At 67.1% G+C, this 25,878-nt stretch carries 23 protein-coding genes and 1 pseudogene; 15 read left to right on the top strand and 9 right to left on the bottom strand.

The features are described 5' to 3' along the window. Positions 1 to 194: 194 nt before the first annotated feature. The 4 genes from KXC42_RS07275 to KXC42_RS27115 form a co-directional block, all read right to left on the bottom strand. Positions 195 to 755: a hypothetical protein gene (locus KXC42_RS07275; RefSeq protein WP_219130102.1), complete on the bottom strand. Its 561-nt coding sequence runs from the start codon at positions 753 to 755 to the stop codon at positions 195 to 197. A 350-nt stretch (positions 756 to 1,105) separates the two neighbouring features. After that, positions 1,106 to 1,654 (bottom strand): hypothetical protein, encoded by a 549-nt coding sequence (locus KXC42_RS07280; protein ID WP_157741812.1) that lies wholly within the window; start codon positions 1,652 to 1,654, stop codon positions 1,106 to 1,108. A 384-nt stretch (positions 1,655 to 2,038) separates the two neighbouring features. Next, a complete protein-coding gene (locus tag KXC42_RS27110; RefSeq protein WP_257606053.1) occupies positions 2,039 to 2,776 on the bottom strand; it encodes a DNA/RNA non-specific endonuclease in 738 nt (245 codons plus the stop codon). Beyond that, entirely contained in the window at positions 2,773 to 3,180 is a 408-nt protein-coding gene (locus KXC42_RS27115) for a hypothetical protein (RefSeq protein WP_257606054.1), read from the bottom strand. The genes KXC42_RS27110 and KXC42_RS27115 overlap by 4 nt, the downstream gene beginning before the upstream one ends. A 554-nt stretch (positions 3,181 to 3,734) precedes the next feature. Here KXC42_RS27115 and KXC42_RS07290 point away from each other — a divergent pair. Beyond that, positions 3,735 to 4,100, top strand: coding sequence for a VOC family protein (locus KXC42_RS07290; protein WP_219130103.1), 366 nt, complete (start codon positions 3,735 to 3,737; stop codon positions 4,098 to 4,100). Positions 4,101 to 4,310: 210 nt separating this feature from the next. On the opposite strand, the gene KXC42_RS07295 is transcribed toward KXC42_RS07290, so the two are convergent. After that, a complete protein-coding gene (locus KXC42_RS07295) occupies positions 4,311 to 5,855 on the bottom strand; it encodes an HD domain-containing phosphohydrolase (protein ID WP_219130104.1) in 1,545 nt (514 codons plus the stop codon). A 109-nt stretch (positions 5,856 to 5,964) separates the two neighbouring features. On the opposite strand from KXC42_RS07295, the gene KXC42_RS07300 reads away from it, so the two are divergent. The 3 genes from KXC42_RS07300 to KXC42_RS07310 all read left to right on the top strand — a co-directional run bounded on the left by KXC42_RS07300 (position 5,965) and on the right by KXC42_RS07310 (position 10,955). Beyond that, positions 5,965 to 6,702 (top strand): hypothetical protein, encoded by a 738-nt coding sequence (locus KXC42_RS07300; RefSeq protein WP_257606055.1) that lies wholly within the window; start codon positions 5,965 to 5,967, stop codon positions 6,700 to 6,702. A 337-nt stretch (positions 6,703 to 7,039) separates the two neighbouring features. After that, positions 7,040 to 8,140 carry a hypothetical protein gene (locus KXC42_RS07305; protein ID WP_219130106.1) on the top strand — a complete coding sequence of 367 codons (1,101 nt, stop codon included), beginning with the start codon at positions 7,040 to 7,042 and terminating at the stop codon, positions 8,138 to 8,140. After that, the gene (locus KXC42_RS07310) at positions 8,127 to 10,955 is read left to right on the top strand and encodes an FtsW/RodA/SpoVE family cell cycle protein (RefSeq protein ID WP_373922183.1); all 2,829 of its coding nucleotides are present in this window, start codon (positions 8,127 to 8,129) and stop codon (positions 10,953 to 10,955) included. The genes KXC42_RS07305 and KXC42_RS07310 overlap by 14 nt, the downstream gene beginning before the upstream one ends. 4 nt (positions 10,956 to 10,959) lie before the next feature. Here the strand turns inward: KXC42_RS07310 and KXC42_RS07315 are convergent, their stop codons facing one another. The 3 genes from KXC42_RS07315 to KXC42_RS07325 form a co-directional block, all read right to left on the bottom strand. Next, the gene (locus KXC42_RS07315; protein WP_064061373.1) at positions 10,960 to 11,949 is read right to left on the bottom strand and encodes a rod shape-determining protein; all 990 of its coding nucleotides are present in this window, start codon (positions 11,947 to 11,949) and stop codon (positions 10,960 to 10,962) included. A 171-nt stretch (positions 11,950 to 12,120) separates the two neighbouring features. Next, positions 12,121 to 12,474 (bottom strand): hypothetical protein, encoded by a 354-nt coding sequence (locus tag KXC42_RS07320; protein ID WP_006552824.1) that lies wholly within the window; start codon positions 12,472 to 12,474, stop codon positions 12,121 to 12,123. A 140-nt stretch (positions 12,475 to 12,614) separates the two neighbouring features. Then, positions 12,615 to 13,166 carry a helix-turn-helix domain-containing protein gene (locus KXC42_RS07325; RefSeq protein WP_094980715.1) on the bottom strand — a complete coding sequence of 184 codons (552 nt, stop codon included), beginning with the start codon at positions 13,164 to 13,166 and terminating at the stop codon, positions 12,615 to 12,617. An 82-nt stretch (positions 13,167 to 13,248) separates the two neighbouring features. Here KXC42_RS07325 and KXC42_RS07330 point away from each other — a divergent pair, with 82 nt between their 5' ends. Beyond that, complete coding sequence (locus KXC42_RS07330; RefSeq protein ID WP_006552826.1) at positions 13,249 to 13,608, top strand: hypothetical protein; 360 nt, start codon at positions 13,249 to 13,251, stop codon at positions 13,606 to 13,608. A 9-nt stretch (positions 13,609 to 13,617) separates the two neighbouring features. Here KXC42_RS07330 and KXC42_RS07335 read toward each other — a convergent pair whose 3' ends face one another. Beyond that, the gene (locus KXC42_RS07335) at positions 13,618 to 14,283 is read right to left on the bottom strand and encodes a FadR/GntR family transcriptional regulator (RefSeq protein WP_006552827.1); all 666 of its coding nucleotides are present in this window, start codon (positions 14,281 to 14,283) and stop codon (positions 13,618 to 13,620) included. Between the two features lie 11 nt (positions 14,284 to 14,294). Here KXC42_RS07335 and KXC42_RS07340 point away from each other — a divergent pair, with 11 nt between their 5' ends. The 10 genes and pseudogenes from KXC42_RS07340 (at position 14,295) to KXC42_RS07385 (ending at position 25,840) form a co-directional block, all read left to right on the top strand. Then, positions 14,295 to 15,515, top strand: coding sequence for an MFS transporter (locus tag KXC42_RS07340; RefSeq protein ID WP_219130108.1), 1,221 nt, complete (start codon positions 14,295 to 14,297; stop codon positions 15,513 to 15,515). Between the two features lie 82 nt (positions 15,516 to 15,597). Further along, positions 15,598 to 16,484, top strand: a pseudogene (locus KXC42_RS07345) (sulfurtransferase). Between the two features lie 121 nt (positions 16,485 to 16,605). Next, positions 16,606 to 17,235 (top strand): nicotinamide riboside transporter PnuC, encoded by a 630-nt coding sequence (gene pnuC / locus KXC42_RS07350; protein ID WP_219130109.1) that lies wholly within the window; start codon positions 16,606 to 16,608, stop codon positions 17,233 to 17,235. Then, positions 17,235 to 18,290 carry an AAA family ATPase gene (locus tag KXC42_RS07355; protein ID WP_219130110.1) on the top strand — a complete coding sequence of 352 codons (1,056 nt, stop codon included), beginning with the start codon at positions 17,235 to 17,237 and terminating at the stop codon, positions 18,288 to 18,290. Before pnuC ends, KXC42_RS07355 begins: the two co-directional genes overlap by 1 nt. Before the next feature lie 116 nt (positions 18,291 to 18,406). Next, positions 18,407 to 20,929, top strand: a complete 2,523-nt coding sequence (gene rph, locus KXC42_RS07360) for a rifamycin-inactivating phosphotransferase (RefSeq protein ID WP_219130111.1) — start codon at positions 18,407 to 18,409, stop codon at positions 20,927 to 20,929. A 60-nt stretch (positions 20,930 to 20,989) separates the two neighbouring features. Continuing rightward, positions 20,990 to 21,775, top strand: a complete 786-nt coding sequence (locus tag KXC42_RS07365; RefSeq protein WP_219130112.1) for an AraC family transcriptional regulator — start codon at positions 20,990 to 20,992, stop codon at positions 21,773 to 21,775. Positions 21,776 to 21,916: 141 nt separating this feature from the next. Beyond that, complete coding sequence (locus KXC42_RS07370; RefSeq protein WP_039583813.1) at positions 21,917 to 22,954, top strand: iron-siderophore ABC transporter substrate-binding protein; 1,038 nt, start codon at positions 21,917 to 21,919, stop codon at positions 22,952 to 22,954. Between the two features lie 20 nt (positions 22,955 to 22,974). Then, the gene (locus KXC42_RS07375; protein ID WP_071936347.1) at positions 22,975 to 23,994 is read left to right on the top strand and encodes an iron ABC transporter permease; all 1,020 of its coding nucleotides are present in this window, start codon (positions 22,975 to 22,977) and stop codon (positions 23,992 to 23,994) included. Then, positions 23,991 to 25,043, top strand: coding sequence for a FecCD family ABC transporter permease (locus KXC42_RS07380; protein WP_371746918.1), 1,053 nt, complete (start codon positions 23,991 to 23,993; stop codon positions 25,041 to 25,043). Before KXC42_RS07375 ends, KXC42_RS07380 begins: the two co-directional genes overlap by 4 nt. Next, positions 25,040 to 25,840: an ABC transporter ATP-binding protein gene (locus KXC42_RS07385; protein WP_088898748.1), complete on the top strand. Its 801-nt coding sequence runs from the start codon at positions 25,040 to 25,042 to the stop codon at positions 25,838 to 25,840. The genes KXC42_RS07380 and KXC42_RS07385 overlap by 4 nt, the downstream gene beginning before the upstream one ends. The last annotated feature ends 38 nt before the right edge of the window (positions 25,841 to 25,878 follow it).

Consider the following 25,878-nt stretch of genomic DNA (forward strand, 5'->3'; position numbering starts at 1 on the left):
CCCTCCTGCAATAGGCAGTACGGTGCGCAACAGAAACGACTTCACGTGCCCCCTCCCGACTGGATCTCGACCCCCTCGAGATCAGCGCGGAGACTGTAACAGGTGCCGCGGTTCGTCTCGTCGAGTGCACTCGACGAGAGCTCCATCGACTGGGATCTGCACAGTGCTGCGGTGTCAATGAGTCCAAAAGTCGATCAAGACGGTCGGAGCGTTGCGATGATGTCGTCGGCGGCATCGACGTCGTACGCGCCTTCGTTGACCTGCACCATCAACACCATGGTCTGCGCCGTCGCATAGCCCGGGGTGGCAACGATGTCGAACCGGGCGGCGTCGGGTTCGCAACCGCTGACCTGCGGAATATCAGTGATACGGGCGGAAATTCGAACGGCGGGGCGGTCAGCGATCTCGAACCATACGGGGGCGGCGTACTCGACTGTCGGCCGCGTGCCCGCGTTGTCGTCGAAGATCCACTCGACGTCTCGGATCCTCTCGGTAGCTACGGTTTCGAGGTCGATACCTCGCGAGCCCGCCACGCCGGACATCGCCAGCCAGCCTCCGTCCTTTTCGGGACAGGACCCGTAGCCGAACGAACCGACGCTGCCGTAGACGGCATGACTTTCCTCACCGGACCATCCGGAGCTAGCGCCGTGGTCGTTCTTCCAGTCCCCCGGAATCTCATAGGTGAGGCCGTATCTGGTGTCGATCGGTTGCGGTTGCCCTGGCTCGACGTCGATCTTCGGTGGGGGAAACAACATGGAGGGAAAACCCTCCGGAAGGGGAGGTCGCGTGGTCTGCGGTGTGGAAGGGTCCGATGCCGCGACGGTGGTCGGCACCAAGGTAGATACGGACGGGACTTCGGGACCGAGAAACGAGGACACCCGAGGAAGTAGCAACAGTGCTGTTATACCGCCGATTATCGGCAGTACCTTACGCAGCAGAAACGACTTCACGCGCCCCCCTTCGGCTTGATCTCGACCCCCTCGAGACCAGCGCGGAGACTGTAACAGGTGGCCCCATTGGACTCGTCGAGCGCGGTGCGTGGCCGCACGTTGCCGCTCGTGGATTTCGCAGGTCGGTCGAGGTGGTGCTGGCCTTGGTAAGTTGCTTACGTCGGCCGGAGTGTCCCAATGATCTCGTCTGCGACACCGACATCGTATGCGCCGTCGATGCCTTCGTGTATCTCGACCATCAGCACCATGGTTTCCGCACTGGCGTATCCAGGTGTCGCAACAATGTCGAATAAGGCGGCTTCGGGGTCACACTCGCTGACCTGCGGGATGTCCGTGACGTGGGCGGAGAGTCGGACGGCCGGACGGCCGGCCACCTCGAACCACACAGGTTCGGCGTACTCGACCGTCGGTAGTGTGCCCGCGTCGTCACCGAAGATCCACTCGACAGCTCGAATCTCCTTCGACGCGACCGCGAGAAGATCGAGGTCCCGTGAACCTGCGGCACCCGACATCGCCAGTTGAGCGCCGTCGTTCTCCGAGCAGTACCCTTCGCCGAAATGCCCGATTGCCCCGAAGCTCGCCCGGTCGTCCTTGTTCGACCACCCAGCGATAGAGCGGTAGTCGTTGGTCCAGTCCGCCGGAATATCGTATGTGAGACCGTATCTGGTGCTGATCGGTTGCGGACCGCCCGGCGCGGCGGTCATTTGAGGCGGTGGACGCAACATGGAGGGGAACCCCTCCGGCAATGGCGGGGGAAGGGTTCGTGGGCTCGTTTGTGTGGATGGAGCGGATGTCGTCGGTACCAAGGTCGGTACCGATGGAATCTCGGGACCCAGGAGCGCGGACACCCGAGGAAGTAGCAGCAGCGCCGTTATCCCGCCGATTATCGGCAGCACTTTACGCAGCAGAAGCGACTTCACATGCCCCCCTTCGAGTTGATCTCGACCCCCTCGAGACCAGCGCGGCGACTGTAACAGGCGCAACTTGACGCGCTGAACCGAGGTTCGCTCGCGCTACACGCGAGGCGAGCCTCGGTTCAGCGCGCGAGAGTTAAAGGGACGCAACCGATCCCGCGCCTATGCGAGACGTCACCAGTGGATGGCGGCCACCGAATCCAGTGGCTCGGTGATCGTCTCCGCCGCGACCTGCAGATCCGCATCTCGCAACGCCTGCGGGAACCGCAGCCGGGCGCGTTGTTCGATCTCGGCCAGCGGAACCTGGAAGACCCGGAACTCGTCGAGGTCGAGCACCTCGAGCTGATCGAAGTTCTGTCTCAGTAGGAAGCCTTGCGCCTCGAGCTCGCCGTTCTCCATGAACACGAGCACCTTCCAGAACTCGCGGGGGATCTTCACCCTCCTGAAATCGCGGTCGTCGTCCGCGAACACGGGGCCGCCGAACGCCGACACCTTCAGGTCGTCGATCTCCACATCTGCGAAGACCGCGTCCTCGAGTTTGCCCCAGACGCCGTCGCGGGCGCTCTGGTTGAAGTCGTCCATCTGCGGGGTGATGTTGGTGTAGAAGAACGAATCGGTGTTCGCCTTCGTTGCTTCGCTCGTGCTGCCCCACAACAGGTCGGCGCGTCGTGCGAGGTGCCCGCGATCGAGTCGGTTCGCTCGGTACAGCTCGTTGCCGACCTGGACGTCCGCCGCCAGACGTGGATCGTTGACGAAGTCGATGTTCTTGCGGCTGACCTTCTTCATGGATCCGCCGTCGATGTTCCACGCCACCCATGCGGCGAACCGACGCGACTTGCGCATCGCCAGCGAGAAGTGCGTGTAGTGCAGCACCTCGGAGCCGTCGTTCGCCTTCGCGATGTCGGGCTTCACTTCGGGAAGCGGGACGGGCGTCGACAGGAAGTTCGGGCCGAAGCCGGCGTTCGCGACCGCCTCTTCCGGGCCGGCGGGGTGAGGGTCACACCCAGCTTCTCGAAGACGGATTGCGGCAGGCACGCCAGCGCGTGCTCGTCGGAGCTACCGTTCGCTTCGCCGGCGAAATGCAGGCCGGCAAAGACTGTGGTCGCCGCCGCGTCGGTTCCGGACCGGAACATCCATGCCGCTCCAGAGTCGCCGCCGCTGCTGATCTCACCGTCGGCTGCCGGGTGCTTCGGAGCGGGTCCGATCTCGAACGCACCGATGGACTTCGTGCCGAGCCCGCAGATCTCCGGATCGAACTGCCGATCCTTGACCGTCGCCACGGCACAGTCCCCGGCCGGCCCCAGGTGCGACCGCACGAGTCGTCCTATCCGGTTGTCGTCGCGTCTTCCGGGGCGGCGTCGCTGCTTCCGGGACGCGATGGAATGCGGGTTCGTACGACCGCTCGATCACATCGGTCGGGACCTTCACACCGTTCACGGTGATGCTCTCGGGAAGCGGGGAGGTGCCCAATGCTTCGAGAGCTTCGGGCTCCGATACCTTCTCATTCACCGTGAACTGCACGGCGATCTCGTCGGTGGGTTTGCCGTCCACATGCTTGTATCCGACGCCGACAGACGAGACGTTCGGATCATCGAGGTAGTCGGCGCCCTTGGTGCGGATGAACTTTCGCAGAGCGACGGTGAGTTCTTCCCTCTCGGGGCGGGGTGTGCGATTCGTCGGCCAGAGAGAGTGCGGCGGCCTCGGCTTCGTCCAACAGCCGCCACTGTCCGGGTTGCGTACTCATTCTCGGGACTCCGAAGCGCGAGTAGTGGTGTACTCGAATTCGAGATGACCCATCACCCGATTTGTGTGGAATGAACCCCGCTGAGCGGGGTCGAACCCACCGAGGATCGTCGAAGGAGTGAACCGCATGCGTCCGACCGGCATCACCACGAATATCAACGTCCCGGACATCGGGGAGGCGCGGAGTTTCTACGCGGACTATCTGGGGCTGAGCGTCGAGGAGATGAACCTCGGGTGGGTCGCGCGGTTCGCCACTCCCGATGGTCGTGCCGTCGTCCAGTTGGTCAGCGGTGACGAATCGGCTCCCGTGGACTCGGCGATCTCCGTCCACGTCGGCGACGAGGTGGAGGCGGCCTACGAGGAAGCGCAGCGTTGCGGGTTCGAGATCGTGTATCCGTTGACGACGGAGCCGTGGGGAGTGCGGCGGTTCTTCGTGCGCGCACCGGACGGCACGGTCGTCAATATCGTCAGCCACTCCGACGACCCGCGGTAAGGGGACGAGGACGCCGTTCCGATCCGGTGTTCTCGACGGCGTATATATCGGTCGAGAACACCAGATCGTCCGGCCCGTCGCGCCGTCGCGTGCGGAGGCGAGGAAGTACCCAGTCCTGTAGTACGTCGGCATACATCTGGCGCACCGTCTGATGCGGACACTGATTTGTGTGGGTTCGACCCCGGAAAGTGGGGGGCAGATCCACATTAATCAGCTCAGGCCGAGGTCGATGGCGGCGAGTCCTGCCTGCGTGCGGTTGTGGACGTCGAGCTTGGTGTACACGTGCTCGACGTGACTGCGGGTCGTCTTGTGTGCGATGCCCAGCTCGTCGGCGATCTGCCGGTTCGAATAACCCAGAGCGACGAGTCTGAGGATCTCCACCTCGCGACCCGTCAGTCCCGCAGGCCAGGGGGCGCGTCGCTTCGTCGGGTGCCCCGCCGCGAGCAGCACGGCCTCGACCGCTTCGGTGTCGAGTCGGCCTGCCTGCGCGTCACGGCACATCCGGGCCGCTGTGGCCTCCGCTGTCAGAGCTTTGCGGTGCGGTCTAGCTTCCCGTAGCCGCTGGTAGGTCTCCGCCGCGGCGAGAATGCGCGCCGTCACGCTCAGGTCGGCGGCCCGGAGCCCGCCGGGATATCCGGAACCGTCGAGTCGCTCGCGGTGCGTCACCGCGACGGCGACGACGGGTTCGAGCCCTGCGACGCGGCTGAGGATCCGTCCGGTCAGATACGGATACAAGCGGACCCGTTCCCATTCCGCGGTGGTGAGCGGGCCGACCTTCTCCCAGATCTGATTGGGCACACCCATCCGTCCCAGTCCGTGCACGAGACCCGCGCGGTAGAGGAGTTCGACCTCCGCGACCGGAAGGCCGCGATGCCGGCCCGCGGCCGCCGCCAGATCCGCCACGCGTCTCGAATGTCCCAACAGGTAAGGACATTTGAGGTCGACGAAATCCGCCATCGCGCGCAGCGTCTCGTCGAGTTCGGGTCTGCTCAGGATGTAGTCAAGATCGGACGCCTGGGCGAGCGCCGCCGACCATGCGTCCTGTTCGAGCACACCCGCCGTGATGGCGTCGACGTCGTCGACGAACACCTGCACCACGCGCGGGCCGAACTGGGTTCCGCTTCGCGCACGAGCGACGGCGACCGCCTGCGTAGGCCCACCGAGACGTAAATGCGCTTCGGTCACGTCGGCCAGGTGGACGATCTGCATCTCGACGGGAATCTCGTCACCGCGCGCACCCGAAGGTAGCCCCGCACCGTCCCAGCGCTCGAAGGTGAAGGTCAGCATCGCGCTCACCCGAGGGTCAAGCCCGACGCGATCGGAGAGAACACTCGCGGACCCGCAGTGGGATCGGATGAGTTCGGACACCTGCCGACGCGCGGTGAACAGGAAGGTCGTGGCGTGGAGGAAGCGCTCCGCGAACGGCAGTCCCCGCCCGCTGTGACCCATCAGCATGCGGAAGAAGGGGAGTCCCGCCATGTCCACTGCATAGGTGTCGGCGCGGAACGCGATGTCGTCGCCGAACATCCGTGCCAGTTCGTGGGAGTCCGCGTGACATCCGATCCAGGCCACCAGGTTCGCGTAGAAGACGACGTCCCGTTGGTCGGCGCTCAGCTCCATCCGGTCGGCGATGCGCGTGGCGATCACCGCCGAGCGCAACATGTGCTCCATCGGCTGACCGAGACCCAGATCGATCGCAAGGGACAGCGCGGCGACCAGCTCCGCCCGTCGCGGACCGTCACCCGTGGACGTCATGGACTCAGTGTCCTCGCACGATGCCCGGTCCGAAAGATGAGGCAGCGGCCTCATGACGTGCGGAGGCGGCGGGCACAGGATCGAAGTACCCGCAATCGAGGAGGACGACATGACCATCACCCCGCAGGCAGCCGCCCAGCAGTCCTGCGAACTGCCCCGGGTTTCCGGAGAGCGTTTCGCCGGCTACGCCGTGATCGGCGCGCCGTTCGCGAGCGGCCACTATCTCGCGCTGCGCAGATTCCCGACCAACAGCATCGGCGCCGGCTTCACGTCCGTGTGGCACCGCGACCCGGACGGCGCATGGACGGTGTACAGCGACGTCCCGGCCGAACTGAGCTGCCCGCGCTATCTCGGTCGCGCGCTGAGCCGCACCGAGCAGACCGACGTGCGCGCCGAGTGGACCGACCCCACGGACCTGCACGTGACCGTCGGTACCGAACTGGAGTGGGATCTCCGGATGACCACCTCGCCGGCGACCACCGTCATGAACGCAGCGGGCAGTCTGATGCCCGACGCCCTCTGGCACAGCCCGACGGTGCTGGCCGCGATGGGACGTGTCGCCGGGCCGGTGCTCGGCGCCGGTCGGATGCGGCTCGGTGGGCACCTGCCGAACGGGCAGTGGTTCCGCGCCAACCCGCGGCAACTGTGGGTCGCGCACACCGAGCGTGCCGTCGTCGGTGGAGTGGATCTCGGACCGGAAGGTCCACTGACTCACCAGGACCGCTTCGGCGACTTCCGGCTCCCGCAGCGCGGCCTGTTCGCGACGGTGCAGGTCTGGCTCGAACCGTTCGACGCCCGGCGCCACCACCCGGCACGTCCCGACACGGTGTATGCGGACGGCGAGTGATAGGTGGGTGTTCCCGGCGGTAACAGCCTCTGGGGCAGAAGTGCCGCAAGGTTTCGTTCGAAAGTCGAGGCAACTCTTGCGCAAATGACACACAATGGATTTCGGTAACGAGTCGTCAAGTGGGAAAGGCAATTCAAGGTCAATTCACCCGCCCGCTCCGGTCTGGCTGACACTTGCGGGAGGCCTGGCGTTTTCGGGATGCGCGATGATCGAAGCAGTCTTGGGAATCCATGCGAGAGACTACGAGCCCGTCGAGGTTCGATCCGTCCCGCCCACACGGACGGACGACGACGCAGGGGGCGGCGTAGAGCTCGGAAGACTGCTTGCCGTAGCGACTTTGACGCCTGCGCAGGCCGCGCTGCTCGTCACCGATACGGTCGATCAACTCGAACTCGCGCACACCCGGGGCCACCATCCGATCCGCCTCCGAGGCGACGCCGTGATGGTGTCCGAGAACGGTCAGCTCACCATCGACTGCATCAAGAACGCGGGCTCCTGGGGCGAGGTGCGCGACGCGACGGCCGGACTTCTTCGCCGAATCGTGACGAACTGCCGCAACGAAGCGCTCGAGGAGAGAGTGGACGCGGCGATCGCCGAGTCGACGGATTTCGTCGGCCTGGCGAGACGCGTTCATTATGCTGCCGCAACCGAATTCGACGAAACCGAGGTAGGAAGGAAACGATCGCAGATCGCCGCGCTCGTCTCGGTGGTGAAGGGGCATGCTCGTCCGGTGGACGGTACGGCGGAACGGGCAGACGTGCCGCGCGTGACGGAAGAGAGGACCTTCGTCCCGAATCGACGTCGCCCGCCGGCTGGGACGGTGTGGCATCGCAAGAAGCGACGGCTGCCGCCACGCCGGACGGTCATCGCGCTGGTCGCGATCATCGCGCTCGTCGGGCTGGCGTGGGTAGCTCCCGCAGCGTGGTCGGAGCTGAATCGGGGCTGGCACACCCTTCTCGACCCGGTGGACTCGTCGATGGACGACCGGATCGATCCGGTCTCACCACCGCCGCCGGTGCCCGAAGCGGCACCAGAGGCGGGCGTGCCGGGTCCCGTCGACACCGGTCTTCCCGCGAACGCCGGACCGATCACGCAGGTCGCCGCGAGCTTCGCGAACGGTCCGTGCGAGCCGGGACGATCGTGCACCGTCCGCGTCGACGTCGGGCTCGACCCCGCCGCGAATATCGGTGCGGTCACGTGGAATCTGACCGTCTACGACCGATGTACGGGCGTGACACTGCCGGGCCGGGCGATCACCCTGCCGGTGCCGGCGGGAAGCCCGGAGGCCTACGGCATCGGAAGCGTCGACCTGCCACCCGGGTCGGCACTCGCCGTCGCCGCGGCCACCACCGTTCCTGCAGAGGCCGCGTCCGAGCCGGTGTACGTTCCCACCGAGAATGCCGCCTGCGTGCCCGGGGGCTCTCGTGACGGCGGATAGGCACCCATCCGATCCCTGGCTTGTCGCGGCGGCCGTCGCCCTGGTCGCTCTCGGCATGCTCAACATGATCTCGACGGGCATGTCGTCGCTCGCAGTGCGTCACGCCGCGCTCGCCGCCGTGGGGCTCGGTGCGATGTGGGCGACCTCGCGCATGCGGATCGCCGCTCTGAGCCGTTTCGGGTGGGCGCTGTTCGCCGCCTCGGTGGTCCTGCTCGCGGCGGTGCCGCTGGTGGGTATCGCGACCAAGGGCGCTCAACGCTGGCTGGATCTCGGCGTGTTCACCCTGCAGCCCTCCGAGATCGCCAAGCTCGCGCTGGTCATGGTTCCCGCCGCGATACTGGCCGGCGGGTACACGCTCGGCAGGTTCGTCGGCGTCCTGATCGTGTCGGCGGTGCCGATCGCCCTGGTGGCGCTGCAACCCGACCTTTCGACCGCCGTGGTGCTCGTGGCGACCGTGCTGCTCATGCTGATCCTGGCGAGAGTCCCGCTGCGGTCGCTGTTCCCGCTGTTCGCGCTCGGGCTCGCCTCGCTGCCGATGGCCGTGCTGTTCCTGCGTCCGTATCAGCTCGAGCGGATCCACGTCTTCCTGTCGAACGACGCCGACCCACAGGGATCGGGTTGGGCCGCATGGCAGGCGGACATCGCGATCGGCAGTGCGGGGTGGTGGGGCCTCGGCCGCGAACCGGACTACGATCTGCGGGCGCAATATCTCCCCGAGTCGGAACACGACCTGGCCTTCGCGAGTCTGGTGTACGGGTGGGGCCTGGTGGCCGGCATCGCCGTCGTGGCGGCCGTCGTGATCATCGTGTGGCGTTCCGTGGTCGCCGCCCGCGTCGCACGCACTCGGGAGGCGGCACTCGTCGCAGCGGGTATCGGCGGTGTGTTCGGGCTGCATACCGTGGTGTCGGTGGCCCAGAGCCTGTCGCTGTTGCCGCACACCGGCATGCCGATCCCGATCTTCAGCTACGGAGGCACCGCCTCGATCATCGGGTTCGTCTCGATCGGCTTGGTGCTCGCGGTGCGCCGCGACGGCGTGACCCGGCCGCTGTGGGTGGCCGAACCAAAGAAGCGCCGTCTGCCGCGCGGAGTGTCGGTGGGTGCGCTGACGCTGACGGCCTCGCTCGCCGCGATGTCGGTCTTCGCGTGGCAGATGCAGACCGCGCACGGCACCGAGTTCCGCGCGACGAGCGACACGCAGATGCTCCGCTGCATCCGTTTGCCCGCCGAGCGTGGTCAGATCCTCGACCGGACCGGCGTTCCCGTCGCGACCAACGTCGCCGAGTACACCGTCGCGGTGGTCGCCCGGATGTTCGCCGAAGGTGCCCCGTCGGCGCGCTACGAACTCGCGGCGCTCCTCGGCATGCCACTGGAGAAGCTCGACGAGGAACTGCGGAGCAGTACCAGCGGGGAGATCCAGGTCGTGCTCGGACGTGTCGGGCCCGAACAGGCCCGGGCGATCGTGGACGCTCGGCTGCCGTGGGTGCTCGTCTACCCGACGGGCCGCAGACAGTACCCGCACGGGGAGATGCTGGCGCCGCTCCTCGGGTACGTCGGGATCGCGGACGAGCAGGACATGGAACTCTGGCCGACCCTCGCGCTCGGATCACGGGTCGGCAAGGCCGGGCTCGAGCGGCAGTACGACGCGTTGCTGCGCGGCGTCGACGGCAAGCAGTGCGTGTACGTCGATCCGTCAGGACGTCCGGTGGGCACGGGGGAGCGGGTGGATCCGATCCGCGGCCACGACCTGCGGTTGCATCTCGATGTCGGCATGCAGCGGGCCGCGACCGACGCGCTCGCCCAGACGGTGCGCACCAGCGGAGGCGACCTCGGCGCCGCGGTCGTGATGGACGCCCGCACCGGCGCGGTGCTGGCGCTGGCCAGCGTTCCCGGCTACGACAACAACGTCTACGGACCCCCGGCCGACCTCGCCGCGATCGCGGCGCAGACCGCGGCATCGGGTCCGGGCCGCATGCTCAACCATGCGGTGCAGACGGCAGCGCCACCGGGGTCGACGTTCAAGATCGTCACAGCGTCGACGAACGCGGCGTTCGACGTGCTGTCCCCGGATGCCTTCCTGGCGGGCGGCGCGGCCTACACCTACGGCGGTCACACCTTCGCCAATTGGCAGCCGATGGGCCCGAACAACCTGCTCGGGGCGATCCAGTGGTCCGACAACGTCTACTTCTACCAACTGGCCGACCTTCTCGGTCCCTACCGCATCGCGCAGATCGCTTCCGAGCTCGGCGCGGGTGCCCCCTCGGGGATCGATCTGCCGGCCGAGTCCGCAGGCTTCCTCGGTACCCCGGACAACGTCGAGAGCATCGGAGGTGCCTGGTATCCGGGTTCGACCCTGCTCATGGGTATCGGCCAGGGCACCGTCACGGCCACGCCGATTCAGGTCGCGCGGTGGACGGCGGGTATCGCGTCGGGTCAGATGGTGACCCCGAAGCTCGCTGCCGCCTATGGACCCGGTGACGCAGTTCCGATTCCCACCGAGCAACCTCGGCCGTTGTCGTTCGCCGACAAACTCGAACCGGTGCGCGCGGGCATGCGGGCGTCGGCCTCGGCCGGCACTGCTGGTCAGCTCGCGAGCCTGCCGGTCACGGCCGCCGCCAAGACCGGCACGGCAGAGGATCCCTCGGCACCGGGCAAGGGACTCAACGCCTGGTTCTCCGCGGTCGTGCCCGCCGAGTCGCCGGAGGTCGTGGTGACAGCGCTGGTGCGCGGTGGCGGTTTCGGATCGGCCACCTCGGGACCGGTCGTCAAGGGTCTGCTCGAGCGTTACCTCGCGCAGCTCCGGACGCCGAATCCCTGACAGGTCAGGCGGCGTAGGCGGCGATCACGTCGGCGTGCTCGATGCACGAGGTCGCGCCCTCGGCGACGCAGGTGAGCGGACGCTCGGCGGTCTTCACCGGCAGGCCGAAGGCCTCCTCGAGCAGTTGCGGCACGCCGCGCAGCATCGATCCGCCGCCGATCGCCAGGATGCCTTCGGCCATCACGTCGCTGATCGCGCGCGGCGGCAGGTCGTCCAGGCAGCTCGACAGCGTCTGCACGATGCTCGTCGTGGTGGGCCGGACCGCATCCATGATCTCTTCGGTCTCGAGTGTCACCAGACGCGCGCGGCCGGTCGCGGCGTCGCGACCTTCCACCACGAGCGACCGTTCGTCGGCGGTCTCGGGCGCACCCACCTTGGCGCGCTCGGCAGTGAGTTCGCCGACGATGATCTGGTGTTCGGCGCGGAGATACCGGAGGATCGCGCTCGTCAGGTCGTCCCCGGCGATGCGGCAACTGCGGTGCGACAGGACACCGCCGTAGCAGAGAGCGGTGACTTCCGCAGTGCCGCCGCCGATGTCGACGACGAGATGGGTTCGGGGCTCGAGCGGGTCGATCCCGCACCCGATGGCACCGGCGACCGGCTCGGGAATCAACCCGACCTTCCGCAGACCGGCCTCGTGCCCCACCTCGAGCAGCGCACGACGCTCGAGCGGCGTGGCCCCGGCGGGAGCTGCGATGACGCCCACGGGCCGGATGCCGTAGCGACGTCGGGGCGCGAGCTGGGCGAGCACGGCCGTGACGAATGTCCGTGCCGTGTCGAGATCCACGATCACCCCGTCGCGTATCGGGTGGACGGGAGTGATCCCACCGGGTGTGCGGTCGACGAGGTCACTCGCCTCCTTGCCGATCGCGAGCGCTCGGCGCGGTTCCTTCGTCCGCACCATCATCAGCGACGGTTCGTTGAGCACTATGCCCTCGTCGGGCGTTCCGACTACGGTGTTGGCTGTTCCGAGATCGATACCGAATCCACGCACGTCGGCCTCCGAGGGGATCCCAGCGAAATTTTCCGGATGGTGTCCAACGGCATCGTGATGATGTCGTGTACCGCTCAGGTTACCGCCGCCGAATTCTGTTACGCGCGTTGTTCACCGGAATGATATGCCGCGTTGTGCCGCTGAGTGCCCCGCTCGTCTCGGATGACCGGATCAGGCGGGATCGAGTTGCAGCACAACCTCGACGCGACCGCGTTCGTCGCGTGTCGCGACGGCGTGGCCGGTGCGTTCCTCGTCGTCGAGTTGGATGCTCATGGGAGCACCGGCGCCGAGAAAGTTGCGCCACCAGGACTTCTCGTCGGGCATCGCGACGCCGATCATCACGGAGTCGCCCGAACGTCGGTAACTGATCGGCAACGTGATCGTCCTGCCGGATTTTCGACCCGTGTACCTGATCGGTGCGACATAGCTGCGGATCCGGTTACCGATGACGGGTAGACCGGCGGCTGCCATGACCATGGAGTTGAAGGGGCCTGCGAGACGGAACAACGTACCGGCAACTGTCATGTCTACCTCCCGCAGACACGGTACGGGAAGGCGTAACCGTCCGACATCGGTTCGACTTCGGCCGGCCCACGACGATCTTCGCGCAGTGGGCCGACGCGCACGTCGACGAGTTCCGCTGAGGTCTGTTCCTCTGCCGAGCCCTACCCCTCTTCGGACGCGGTGCCAGGAGGAACCGGTATCACCGCGGTCGTCAGGGTGATGCGCATCCGGTCGTCACCGGTATCCGTGCGATACGGGGCGAGGATGTCGGCGAGCCTGCTCTGGATTTCCGCGAGATCGTCGGTCGTGACGTAGAGCGGGGTGGTCCCGAAACCCAGATAGTCCCGCAGGCTCCGGTCGTCGTCCCCGATGAACTTGTCGAAGCTCTCGCCGAGCGCACCCAGGAAGGTGATGAAGGCATTGCGCAGTTCGGCGTCGCTCATCGCGGCGAGGTCGTCGTGGCCGACGTGTGCCATGCGGTCGCCGAGCGCGAGGGTGCGTTCGACGGTTCCGCGCACGCGACGTTCGTCGACGACGGTGACGATCTCGGCGTCGATCAATGCTGCGACGTGCCGGTAGAGCGTGGCTTGGGTGACGTCGGGGAGTGCCGACCGGAGTTCGCTCGTGGTCAGCTGCCGTCCTCCGAGTTGCTGCACGATCCGCAGTCGAACCGGGTGCAGCACGACTTCCGCGATCGGGGACGTCTTCGCCATCGGTACCTACCCATCATTGTTATCACCGTGATAATGTTCTCAGTGCTGTAGTCAGTTTACCGTCGACGGAAGGTCCGACGTCATGGCCCGAACGACATACGACAACGCAACCCTCCACCTGTCCTTCTCTCGGTGGGAAGCCTTCATGGTCCGCCGAACCGCGATGGAGGTGCCGATCTCGGCGATCACCGGCGTGGAGGTCCTTCCGGGATGGACGTCCGAGATCCTCGGCATCAGATCGGGCATGGTGATCTCCGGCTTCTTGAAGGTGGGCACCTTCCGGCACCCGCGCGGCATCAAACGCCTGGTCGTCATGAAGCGAGGCCATCCGGTGCTGCGCGTCGCGCTGGGCGGCCCGGGCGTCGAGTTCGACGAACTTCTCCTGAGCTCTCCGGAGGCGTACACCCTCGCGGACGGCCTGCGTTCGGCCGGGGTTCGATGAGCGGCGGCGTCAGTCGGTGAGTTCCGCGAAGAGCCCCTGCGCCGCCTCCACGGTGGCGTCCTCGTCGCCGGCGATGACGGCGGCGACCAAGGTGGTGTGTTCGGGTTCGAAACCCAGGCCCGTGACGCGGACGTGCCGGTCGATGGTGCGGCGGATCGACGGAAGCAGCGAGTCGTAGAACTCGAGGTACACCGCGTTGTGGCTGGCCTCGACGATGCCGCGGTGCAGGGCGACGTCGGCGGCCACCGCGGCGTCGATGTCGGATCCGGCGAACAATCGGTTGCGCTCGGCGAGCAACTGTTCGAGCCGGGCCACGTCGTCGGGGGTGCGCCGGCGCGCGGCCAGGACGGCGGCGGTGACGTCGAGGGCTTGCCGCAGTTCGAGCACATCGCGTTCGTGGGCCGTGGCGAAATACTTGCCGAGGGTGCCGGTGACGTCGGAGGTCGCGAGGACGTAGGTGCCCGAGCCCTGGCGACGTTCGAGCATGCCGGTGTGGACGAGGGCCTGCACGGCTTCGCGGACGGTGTTGCGGCCGGTGCCGGTGAATTCGCACAGGTGCGGTTCGGTGGGGATCTTCTCACCGACCTTCCAGCGACCGCTGCAGATCTCACTGCGCAACTGCTCGGTGACCTGCTCGATCAGGTTCGTTCGCTGAACAGGTTTTCCCGAAGTCATCCCATCATCCTATGATTTCCGGTGTGAGTCTTCTGCGTGGCCGGCTGCTGGTGTTCTGTGCGATCGCGATGTCGGCCCTCGTGCTGAGAGTTGCGGTCACCTCGTTCAGCCCGCTCGCCGCGCAGATCAGTGAGGAGATCGGCTTCTCGTCCACGGTCGTCGGTGTCTTCGGCATGATCCCGACCGCGATGTTCGCGGCCTTCGGCCTCGCCACCCCGGCGCTCGGCCGACGATGGGGACTCGAACGCACCGCGCTGATCGCCATGCTCATGGCCGGCGTGGGCATGGCGACCCGCGCGCTCATGACCGACACCTGGTCGCTGCTGCTCCTGTCGGGGCTCGCGCTCGGTGGGATGGGCATCGGCAACGTCGTCATCCCTCCTCTGGTCAAGCGCTACTTCTCCGACACGCTGGCACTCGTCAGCTCGGTGTACATCGTCGGCGTGCAGCTGAGCACCATCGTGCCCGCCTTCGTCGCGGTTCCTCTCGCCGACGCCTTCGGCTGGCGCGTCTCGCTCGGAGTGTGGGCGCTCGTCGGATTCGCTGCGGCCGTTCCGTGGGTGTGGGTGCTGCTGCGTCATCGGAATGCCGATGCCGGGGAAGTGGCTCCCGTCGACCGGAACGTCGACAGCAGGGTCTGGCGGTCGCCGGTGGGTTGGGGGATGGTCGGCATGTTCGGCATGACGTCGCTCGTCACCTATTCGATGTTCACGTGGATCCCGGACATCCTCGCCGACGCCGGTGCCAGCCCCGCTTTCGGAGGCGCGATGGTGGGGCTGTTCGCCCTGCTCGGACTGGTCTCCGCATTCGGCGCTCCGTCGCTGTGCGCGCGGATGACGAATCCGTTCCCCGTGGTCGTGGCGTGCGCGTCGTGCTTCCTCGTCGCCTTCGCAGGCCTGTGGATCGCGCCGATGAGTGCACCGATCCTGTGGATCGTGCTGCTCGGACTCGGGCCGAGCACGTTCCCGATGGCCCTGACCCTCATCAATCTGCGCTCCCGCAGCCACGCCGGATCCGCAGCCCTGTCGGGATTCACCCAGGGTGTCGGCTACACCGTGGCGTGCCTGGGCCCGCTGCTGTTCGGTGTCTTCCACGACCTCACCTCGGGCTGGGCGGCCTCGTTCGCCTTCATGACGGTCGCCGTCGCGGTACTGGTGGCCGGCGCCTATCAGGCCTGCAAGCCGCGGGTGGTCGAGGACAGTTGGAACACCCGCTCGATCTCGGTGGGTTAGACACCGCTCAGCGGGGACGAACCCACCCAAGTCGTATGGCTGCTCTACTGGAAGGAGATACCGAGAGCAGAGGAGGACCTCGATGAGCGACACGAAGTCGAACACCGTCTCCGCGGAGTGGCTGTACGAGCAGTTGGGGGACGAGGACCTCGTCATCGTCGACGCCACCGTGCACCTCAGCACGCCGCCGGACGGGTCCGTGCACATCGAACCCGGGTTGGCGACCTATCTGGAGGAACACATTCCCGGCGCGGTCTACGCCGACCTGTTCACGGACTTCTCCGATCACGAAGCACCGCAACCGTTCACCGCGGCGTCGTCGGACCGGTTCGCCACCGCCGCCGGTGCGGTCGGCATCGGTGAAGGCCGCCGCGTGGTGCTGTACGACCAGAAGAACGGCATCTGGGCCGCGCGACTGTGGTGGCAGCTGCGGCTCGAAGGCTTCGACGACGCCGCAGTGCTCGACGGCGGACTGCCCGCCTGGAAGGCTGCCGGCTATCCGCTCTCCGACGAGCAGGTGGTCCCGCACGGTGCGACGTTCACCTCGCAGCACCGGCCCGAACTCGTGCGGTCGACGGAGGAGATCGCGGCGTCGCTCGACGACCCGAACACGCTGATCATCAACGCCCTGGACCCCGCGACCTACCGCGGTGAGAGCCCGTCCTACCCGCGACGCGGCCACATCCCCGGCAGCATCAACATCCCCTTCGGCGACCTCGTCGACCCGTCGACCGGACGCTTGAAGCCGGCGGCGGAACTGCGCGAGATCTTCGACAAGGCGGGTGCCCTGAATCCGGACGTCAAGCCGGTGACCTACTGTGGCGGCGGCATCGCGGCATCGCGGCCTCCGGACTCGCGCACGCGCTCGCAGCTGCAGGTCGGTCGGACGTTGCGGTGTACGACGGTTCGCTCAACGCGTGGACCGCCGACGAATCCCTGCCGCTCGTGGAGGGCCCCGACCCCCGCTGATCCTCCGAAACTTCGGTGTTCTCGACGTCGTATAGCGCCGTCGAGAACACCGAAGTCGATTTCACCGTTGCATCAGTTAGAGCAAACATGATCTAATCGCTGCCACAAGCGAAAGGCGGCGATGATGATCGCATTTCTGAACTCGACGGCATTCACCGCACTCGGTACGCCCACCACCTGGACCGAAGTGTTCGGCTTCGTCAGCGGCGCGTGGTGCGTGTATCTGGTGGGACGGCAGTCGATCCTCAACTGGCCGACCGGGATCGCCAACAACCTCGTGTGGATCCTGCTCTTCGCGACCGCCGGGCTCTACGCCGATTCCGGACTGCAGGTCGTGTACATCGTGCTCGCCGTGTGGGGTTGGAGCAACTGGGCGCGGGGCAGGGACGGGGATGCCCTGCCGGTGACGGGCACGAACACGACCGAGTGGAGCGTGCTCGCGGTCGTCGGTGTCGCTGCGGTGATCGGGCTGACAGCGTTGCTGGAGGTCGCGACGAACTCGACCGTCGCGTTCTGGGACGCGACCACCACCGTGCTGTCGTTGCTCGCGACGTGGGGGCAGGCGAAGAAGCGGTGGGAGTCGTGGCTGCTCTGGATCGTCGCCGACCTGATCTACATCCCGCTCTACCTGCACAAGGGACTGACGCTCACGGCGTTGCTCTACGCAGGTTTCCTGCTCCTGTGCATTCGGGGCCTGGTTGCCTGGCGACGCTCCATGGCGGTCGAGCGGCAACTGGTGGAGGTGCAGTGATGTATCGGCACGCACTCGTCATCGGGAAGTTCTATCCACCTCACGTCGGTCACCATCACCTCGTCCGGCGCGCTGCGGAAATCGCCGAACGCGTCACCGTCGTCGTCATGTCCTCTGCAGCAGAGACGATTCCGTTGGGTGACCGCGTGTCGTGGATGCGCGAATCACACGCCGTCGACACGACGGTCACCGTGACGGGGATTCCGTGCGACGCACCGATGGACCTGGAATCGGACACCGTATGGATCGCGCAGGTCGCCTGCATGAAAGCAGCCGCGCGCACCGTCACCGATGTTCCGGTCGATGCGGTGGTCTCCAGCGAGAAGTACGGCGACGAGCTCGCTCGACGCTTCTCGGCCACACACGTGTGCGTCGACCCGCTGCGTGTCGCGCATCCCTCCTCCGGCACGGCCTGCCGCAACGATCTCGCCGGGCACTGGGACGATCTCGACGCACCCGCCCGTGCCGGCCTCGCGACCCGCATCGTCGTCCTCGGCGCCGAATCCACGGGTACCACCACCGTGAGCCGAGAGTTGGTGCGTCGATTCCGAAATCGCGGTGGTGTGTGGGAACGAACCGACTGGGTGCCGGAATACGGACGGCAGGTCACCTGCGACAAGCTCGGCACCGGAGGCGTGAGCGACATCGTCTGGACGGGAGACGATTTCGAGAGCATCGCCGTCGAACAGACGCGACTCGAAGAAGATGCGGCACGGGACGGGTCCCCGCTACTCGTCTGCGACACCGACGCGTTCGCGACCACCGTCTGGGAGCGACGCTATCTCGGCAGCAGCGAGCGGGCGTGGCGCGGTGTCCGCGACCGGCGAGCGTTGTACCTGCTCACCGACTACGAGGGTGTTCCGTTCGTGCAGGACGGCATCCGGGACGGCGAACACATCCGCGCGCAGATGACGGAGTGGTTCGTCGACGCTCTCACTGCCACGGGACGCTCCTGGGTGCTGCTCACCGGCAGTCTCGACCAGCGGGTGAACCTGGCGGAACGGGTGGCGGACCAGGCACTGCGGCTGAGCTCGCAGTTCGGCGCGCCGCTGTAGAGACCGGATTCGTCTTTCCCCCTCTCACGTTATACAGGATCCTCGGCCCTCATGAGGATCGAAAATGGGGTTCATACTCGCCCACACAACATCGAAGTCGCAGGTGGGGAGCCGGAATGGCCTATGTACAGAATTTTCGGAAGATCGACCGCACAGCGGTGCCGATCGTCGGTGGCAAGGGAGCGAGTCTGGGGGAGTTGTGGCACATCGACGACGTCGACGTGCCCGACGGGTTCTGCGTGACGACGGACGCCTACAGAACGGTGCTTTCCGAGCTACCGCGCGTCGAGGACCTGTTCGAGCGACTCTCGAAGGCCGAACCCGACGACATCGCAGCGCTGAGCTCGCAGATCCGTACCGAGATCGAGGAGTGCACGATCCCCGGCGACATCGCGGAGGAGATCGCCGCGCGGGTCCGCGAACTCGGGGAGGGCGTGCCCGTCGCGGTGCGCTCGAGCGCGACCGCCGAGGATCTGCCGACAGCGTCGTTCGCGGGGCAACAGGACAGCTACCTGGACATCCGGGGCGTCGAAGACGTTCTCCGGCATGTGAGCAGGTGCTGGGCGTCGTTGTTCACCGACCGCGCCGTCGCGTACCGGATCAGCAACGGCTTCGACCACCGGAAGGTGTACATGGCGGTGGTCGTGCAGCGGATGGTGTTCCCGCAGGCGGCGGGTGTGCTGTTCACCGCCGATCCCGTCACCTCGGACCGCACGGTGTCCCGAGTGGATGCGGTCGCCGGGCTCGGTGACGACCTGGTGTCGGGTCTGGTGAACGCCGACGCGTACGCGGTGCGTGCCGGCGAGGTCGTGGACCGGACGCAGCGTCAGGAGACGCCCGTGCTGACCGACACGCACCTCGTCGAACTCGTGCAGCTGGGCAGGCGCATCGAAGCGCACTTCGGGCGTCCCCAGGACATCGAATGGTGCCTGGCCGACGGCGCCTTCCACATCGTGCAGAGCCGACCGATCACCACGTTGTTCCCCATCCCGGAGGCCGGCGACCAAGACAACCACGTCTACCTCTCCGTCGGTCACCAGCAGATGATGACCGATCCGCTGAAGCCGCTGGGAATCTCCGTGTGGCAGTTGACCAGCCGTGCGCCCATGCGACACGCGGGTGGACGGCTGTTCGTCGACGTCACGCCCATGCTGGCCTCACCCACCCAGGGACCGGGCATCGTGGAAATGATCGGCAGGTCCGACCCGCTCTTCGGCGACGCGCTCCGAACCGTGCTCGATCGAGGATTCGTCCCGACGCACCCGGACGATCCTGCTGCCGCGCGGGTCGGTCTGCCACCTGCCCCGGACGAGATCGACCCGGCCGTCGTACCAGAACTCGTTGCGCGCAACGAGGCCGCGATCGCCGAGTCGGCGCGTCTCATCGAGAACGAAACCGGTTCGGCACTACTGGATTTCATCCGCGCAGACATCTGCAACCTGCAGGATTCGTTGTTCGGTAAGGAGGTCGGAGAGGTGCTCGCTGCCGGAATGCAGGCGGCCGAGCGGCTCAACGAGCTGGGTCAGGAATGGTTGGGGGAGAAGAACGTTGCGGACGTCGTCTCCCGATCCGTTCCCTACAATGTCACCTCGGAGATGGGGTTGGCGCTGCTCGACGTCGCCGATGCCGCACGTCCGTACCCGGGCGTCGTGGCGTTCCTGCGGCAGGTCGACGAGGAGGGCTTCGACGACGCACGCTTCCTCGACGAACTCGGCGCACATGAGGGCGGACCGCAGATGCGAGCGGCATTCGATGACTTCCTCGGCAAGTACGGCAGACGGTGTGTCGGGGAAATCGACATCACCCGGCCCAGGTGGGGTGAGCGCCCCACGATGCTGGTGCCGATGATCGTGAGCAATCTCGACAACTTCGAACCCGGTGCCGCGACACAGCGTTTCGACGAGGGTCGCCGCCAGGCGGAGGCGAAGAAGCGCGAACTCCTCGAACGTGTGCGGGGTCTGCCCGACGGAGAGCAGAAGGAGCGGGAGATCGAGAGGCTCGTCGACCGGGTCCGCGCGTTCGCGGGATATCGGGAGTATCCGAAGTACGGCATGATCGGCCGCTACTTCGTCTACAAGCAGGCATTGTTGCGGGAGGCGGAACGTCTCGTCCGAGGCGGGGTGATCGACGACGAGGAGGACATCTTCTTCCTGCGGTTCGACGAACTCGAGGACGTCGTGCGCGCGCCACAACCGGTCGGTGACCTCGTTGCGGAGCGGAAGCGGGAGTTCGCATCGTTCGCCACGCTCACGCCGCCTCGGGTGCTGCTGTCGACAGGTGAGACGCTTACCGGCGCGTACAGCCGTGACGGCCTGCCCGACGGGGCGCTACCCGGTATCGCGGTGTCCACCGGTGTCGTGGAGGGCCGCGCCCGCGTGGTCACCGACCTGGACCGGGCCGAGCTCGAACCCGGCGACATCCTGGTCACCGCGTTCACCGACCCCAGCTGGACCCCGGCGTTCGTCACCGTCAGCGCGCTGGTGACGGAGGTCGGGGGCGTGATGACGCACGGCGCGGTGATCGCGCGCGAGTACGGGCTGCCGGCCGTGGTGGGCGTGGAGGACGCCACCCGCATCATCCGCGACGGACAGCGCATCCGCGTGCACGGCACGGAAGGGTACGTCGAGATCCTGTCCTGACCGGCGCCTCGGCAGCGCGACGTGTGAGGATTGTCGTCGTCGTGCAGCGGAGGAGGCCGAGTGAAGAGTGTCGAGGCGGCGGAGAGCAGGACGTTGCCGGTCTACGAGGCCGGCGAGATCGACGTGCGGTTCGTCATCGCAGGCATGGACGAACTCGTCTCCCGCGAGACCCGCTTCGAGCCGCATTCGCACCCGACGCACGAGTTGCTGTGGAACGACCGGGGTGCGTCCAGCGCGACCATCGGGTCGCGCACATGGACCATCACCTCGACGATGGGACTGTGGATTCCGGCGGGCCTGCTGCACTGGGGTGTCATGCCCGCCGGAACCTGTTACCGCACCGCGCATTTCGGGATCGACTCCGCTCCCTCGCTGTCCGACGGTCCGGTCGCGGTGGAGATGGCACCCCTGCTGCGACTGCTGCTCGACCGGCTGGCGGACGATCGTCTCGGCGACGAGTCGCGGTCGTTGACCGAGCGCATGGTGCTCGACGTGCTCACCCCCGCCGAGCACGAACTGATGGTGCAGGTGCCGTCGTCGACGGTCGTGCGACCGATCGTCGAGGCGATCGCCGAGGACCCGAGCGATCCGCGGACGCTCTCGGATTGGGCGGCCGAACTCGGGGTGAGCACCCGCACCATCACCCGCACCTTCCGGGCGGAGACCGGCCTGAGTCTCGGACGCTGGGTCGCGGCGGTCCGTGCGCAGCGAGCGGTGATGCTGCTCGGCCACGGCACGGATGTCGACGACGTCGCCGAACAGGTGGGCTACCGATCGGCGAGCGCGTTCGGCGCGGCCTTCCGCAGGGTCACCGGCACGACACCGGGAATGTTCCGGGTGGGCTGATGTCCCGATCGCTACAGGGGATGTCCCGATCGAGCGATTGCGTCGGATTCGGGCGAACATTACGGTTTAGGCAAACCTCGCCTAACTGCCGCCAGTGGTAAGGCCGAGCCCCCACCCCGTACGAGAGTGAGTTCTGCCTCCATGCGTTCGAAGCGCCTCCTGACGATCGCCGCCGCATCCGTCGCGGTCGCCCTCGGTCTCACCGCCTGTGGATCCTCCGACTCCTCGGACACCGCCGACTCCGGCTCCGCCGGTTCGGGCGAGTACCCGATCACCATCGAGCACGCGCTCGGCACCGTCACCCTCGACGAGAAACCCGAACGCGTCGCCACGGTCAACTGGGCCAACCACGAGGTGCCGCTCGCGCTCGGCGTCGTACCCGTGGGTATGGCAGCCGCCAACTTCGGTGACGACGACGGCAACGGCATGCTGCCGTGGGTCGAGGAACGTCTCGAGGAACTCGGCGCCGAGACCCCCGTGCTGTTCGACGAGACCGACGGCATCGACTTCGAGGCCGTGTCCGACACGAACCCCGACGTCATCCTCGCCGCCTACTCCGGTCTGACGCAGGAGGACTACGAGACCCTCAGCGAGATCGCTCCCGTCGTCGCGTACCCGGAGGCTCCCTGGGCCACCTCGTGGCGCGACATGATCGAGCTCAACAGCGCCGGCCTGGGCATGGCCGAGGAGGGCGAGGAGCTCGTCGCGAGCCTCGAACAGGAGATCGCCGACGCGGCCGCCGCCCACCCCGAACTCGAGGGCAAGGCGACGATGTTCCTCACCCACGTCGACACCGCCGACCTGAGCCAGGTCAGCTTCTACACCGCCAACGACACCCGCGCCGCCTTCTTCGAGGACCTCGGACTGGCCACCCCGAAGAGCGTCGCGGACGCCTCCACCGACGACGCCTTCTCCAAGAAGGTCAGCGCCGAGCAGGTCGACGTCTTCGACGACGTGCAGATCATCGTCACCTACGGCGACCAGGAACTCGTCGACGCGCTCGAGGCCGACCCGCTGCTGTCGCAGATGCCCGCCGTCCGCAACGGCTCGATCGTCTTCCTCGACGGCTCCGGGCCGCTCGGCACCGCAGCGAACCCGACGCCGCTGGCGATCTCCTGGGTTCTGTCCGACTACGTCCAGCTGCTCTCCGACGCAGCTGCCAAGACGAACGCGGAGTGACCGCACTACACGACGAGTCGATGCCGAGCGCCTCCGAGAAGGGGCGCTCGACCATCGGCAATTCCGTCTGGCTTCTCGTTCTGCTCGGTGTGCTCGTCCTGCTGGTGATCGCATCGATCACGATCGGTTCGCGCAACGTCGACTGGGCCGACATCGTCGCGGCTCTCGGCGGCGCCACCGACAACATCGGTCAGGGCGCGATCGCCAAACGCATCCCGCGCACGGTGCTCGCGATGCTGGTCGGCGCGGCGCTCGGTCTCGCCGGCGCCGTGATGCAGGGGGTGACCCGTAATCCCTTGGCGGACCCGGGCATTCTCGGCGTCAACATGGGTGCTTCGCTCGCCGTCGTGATCGGCATGGCATGGTTCGGATTGTGGACGCAGACGTCGATGATCTGGGTCGCGATCATCGGTGCCGCCGCCGCTGCGGTGTTCGTCTACACGATCGGGTCGCTCGGGCGTGGGGGAGCGACACCCCTCAAGCTCGCCCTCGCCGGTGCCGCCACCTCGGCGGCGCTCGCGTCGTTCGTCACCGCCGTGATCCTGCCGCGCGGCGACATCGCCGGCAGCGTGCGGTCGTGGCAGATCGGCGGCGTGGGTGGAGCGAACTTCGACGCCATCTCCCAGGCGTTGCCGTTCTTCGTCCTCGGCTTCGCCATCTGCCTGCTGTCGGCGCGCAGCCTCAATTCGCTCGCGCTCGGCGACGACATGGCCGCCGGCCTCGGCGAACGGGTCGCTCTCGCCCGCGGCATCGCCTCGCTCGGTGCGGTGCTGTTGTGCGGGGCGGCGACCGCCATCGCCGGCCCCATCGCGTTCGTCGGCCTCGTCGTGCCGCACCTGTGCCGGTTGCTCATCGGCATCGACAACCGGTGGTTGCTGCCGTTTTCCGCTCTCGTCGGCGCGGGATTGCTCACCGCCGCCGATGTCGTCGGCCGCATCGTGGCGCGACCCGCCGAAATCGACGTCGGCATCATCACCGCGCTCATCGGAGCGCCCTTCTTCGTGTACATCGTCCGACGGCAGAAACTGCGCGAACTGTGACCGCCACACTCGAGACCATCGACACCGGCATCGACGACCTCGCCGCGAGCCGGATACGGCGCGGACGCCGACGCCGTCTCGTCATCGCCGTGCTCGCAACCCTCGTGGTCGCGGCCTTCGCGGCGAGTCTGATGTTCGGCCGGACGTTCTATCCGCCCGCGGACGTGCTGCGCGTCGTCCTCGGACAGGACGTGGCCGGCGCGACCTTCACCGTCGGACGCCTGAGACTTCCCCGCGCGGTCCTCGCGGTGGTCGCCGGTGTCTGCTTCGGGCTCGGCGGCATCACCTTCCAGACGATGCTCCGCAACCCGCTCGCGAGCCCCGACATCATCGGAATCAGCTCCGGCGCGAGCGCCGCGGCGGCCTTCGCCATCATCGTGCTCGGACTCGGTGGCACCGGGGTGTCGGTCGTCGCGATCGTCGCCGGTCTCGCCGTGGCTCTCCTGATCTACGGCCTGTCCTATCGCGGCGGGGTGGCGGGCACACGCCTGATCCTCATCGGCATCGGTATCGCCGCCATGCTCGACAGCGTCACCTCCTACCTGCTGAGCACCGCGGCGACCTGGGATCTGCAGGAGACGATGCGCTGGCTCACCGGCAGCCTCAACGGTGCGACGTGGGGTGCGACGGTGCCCGTCGTCGCCGCCCTCCTGGTGCTAGGGCCCGTGCTGCTCGTGCAGACACGCAACCTGTCGATGGTCCAGCTCGGCGACGATGCCGCGCAGGCACTCGGCGTGCGGGTCGAACGCACACGCGTGTTCGCGATCGTCTCCGCGGTCGGACTCATCGCGTTCGCGACCGCCGCGGCCGGACCCATCGCATTCGTCGCCTTCCTGTCCGGCCCGATCGCCGCGCGGATCGTGGGGCGGGGCACGTCGCTGTTCGTCCCGGCGGCACTCGTCGGGGCGCTGCTCGTGCTGGTCGCGGATTTCGTCGGCCAATACGCCTTCGGCACGCGCTACCCGGTGGGGGTGGTGACGGGTGCGCTCGGCGCGCCCTATCTCGTCTACCTCATCATTCGCTCCAACCGCGCGGGAGGCTCGCTGTGACCGCAACGCACACCCTGATCGCCGAGAATCTCGAACTCGGCTACGGCAACCGCACCGTCGTCGAAAATCTCGATCTGAAGGTGCCGCCTGGTCGGATCACGTGCATCGTCGGCGCCAACGCGTGCGGGAAATCGACGCTGCTGCGGTCGATGTCGCGACTGTTGTCGCCGCGCGGCGGCCACGTCCTGCTCGACGGCAAGGACGTCCACCGCTTGCCCGCCAAGAAACTCGCCCGCACCCTCGGTCTGTTGCCGCAGTCGCCGATCGCACCCGAGGGCATCGTCGTCGCCGACCTCGTGGGCCGCGGTCGGCATCCTCATCAACGGGTGCTCTCGCGCTGGAGCCGCGAGGACGACGCGGCCGTGGCCGATGCACTCGCCGCCACCCACACCACCGAACTCGCCGAGCGTTCCGTGGACGAACTGTCGGGCGGTCAGCGGCAGCGCGTGTGGATCGCGATGGTGCTGGCGCAGCAGACCGACGTGCTGCTGCTCGACGAACCCACCACCTTCCTCGACGTCAGCCACCAGGTGGAGGTCCTCGACCTGCTCACCGACCTCAACCGCGATCGCGGTACGACGATCGTCATGGTCCTGCACGACCTCAACCTCGCCGCGCGGTACGCCGACCACCTCGTCGCGATGGCCGACGGCAGCATCTACGCGTCGGGGGATCCCTCCGACGTGCTCACCGGTGAGACGGTGAAGGCGGTCTTCGGTCTGGACAGCCGCGTCATCTCCGATCCGGTCTCCGGCAAGCCGCTGGTGCTGCCGGTGGGTCGGCACCACATCATGTGATCGTCCATCCGCTACAGGAATGGTCATCCGCTACGGCA

Origin of the sequence: Rhodococcus sp. LW-XY12, assembly GCF_019317345.1 — a bacterium.
In the GTDB taxonomy this organism is placed as follows: domain Bacteria; phylum Actinomycetota; class Actinomycetes; order Mycobacteriales; family Mycobacteriaceae; genus Rhodococcus; species Rhodococcus pyridinivorans.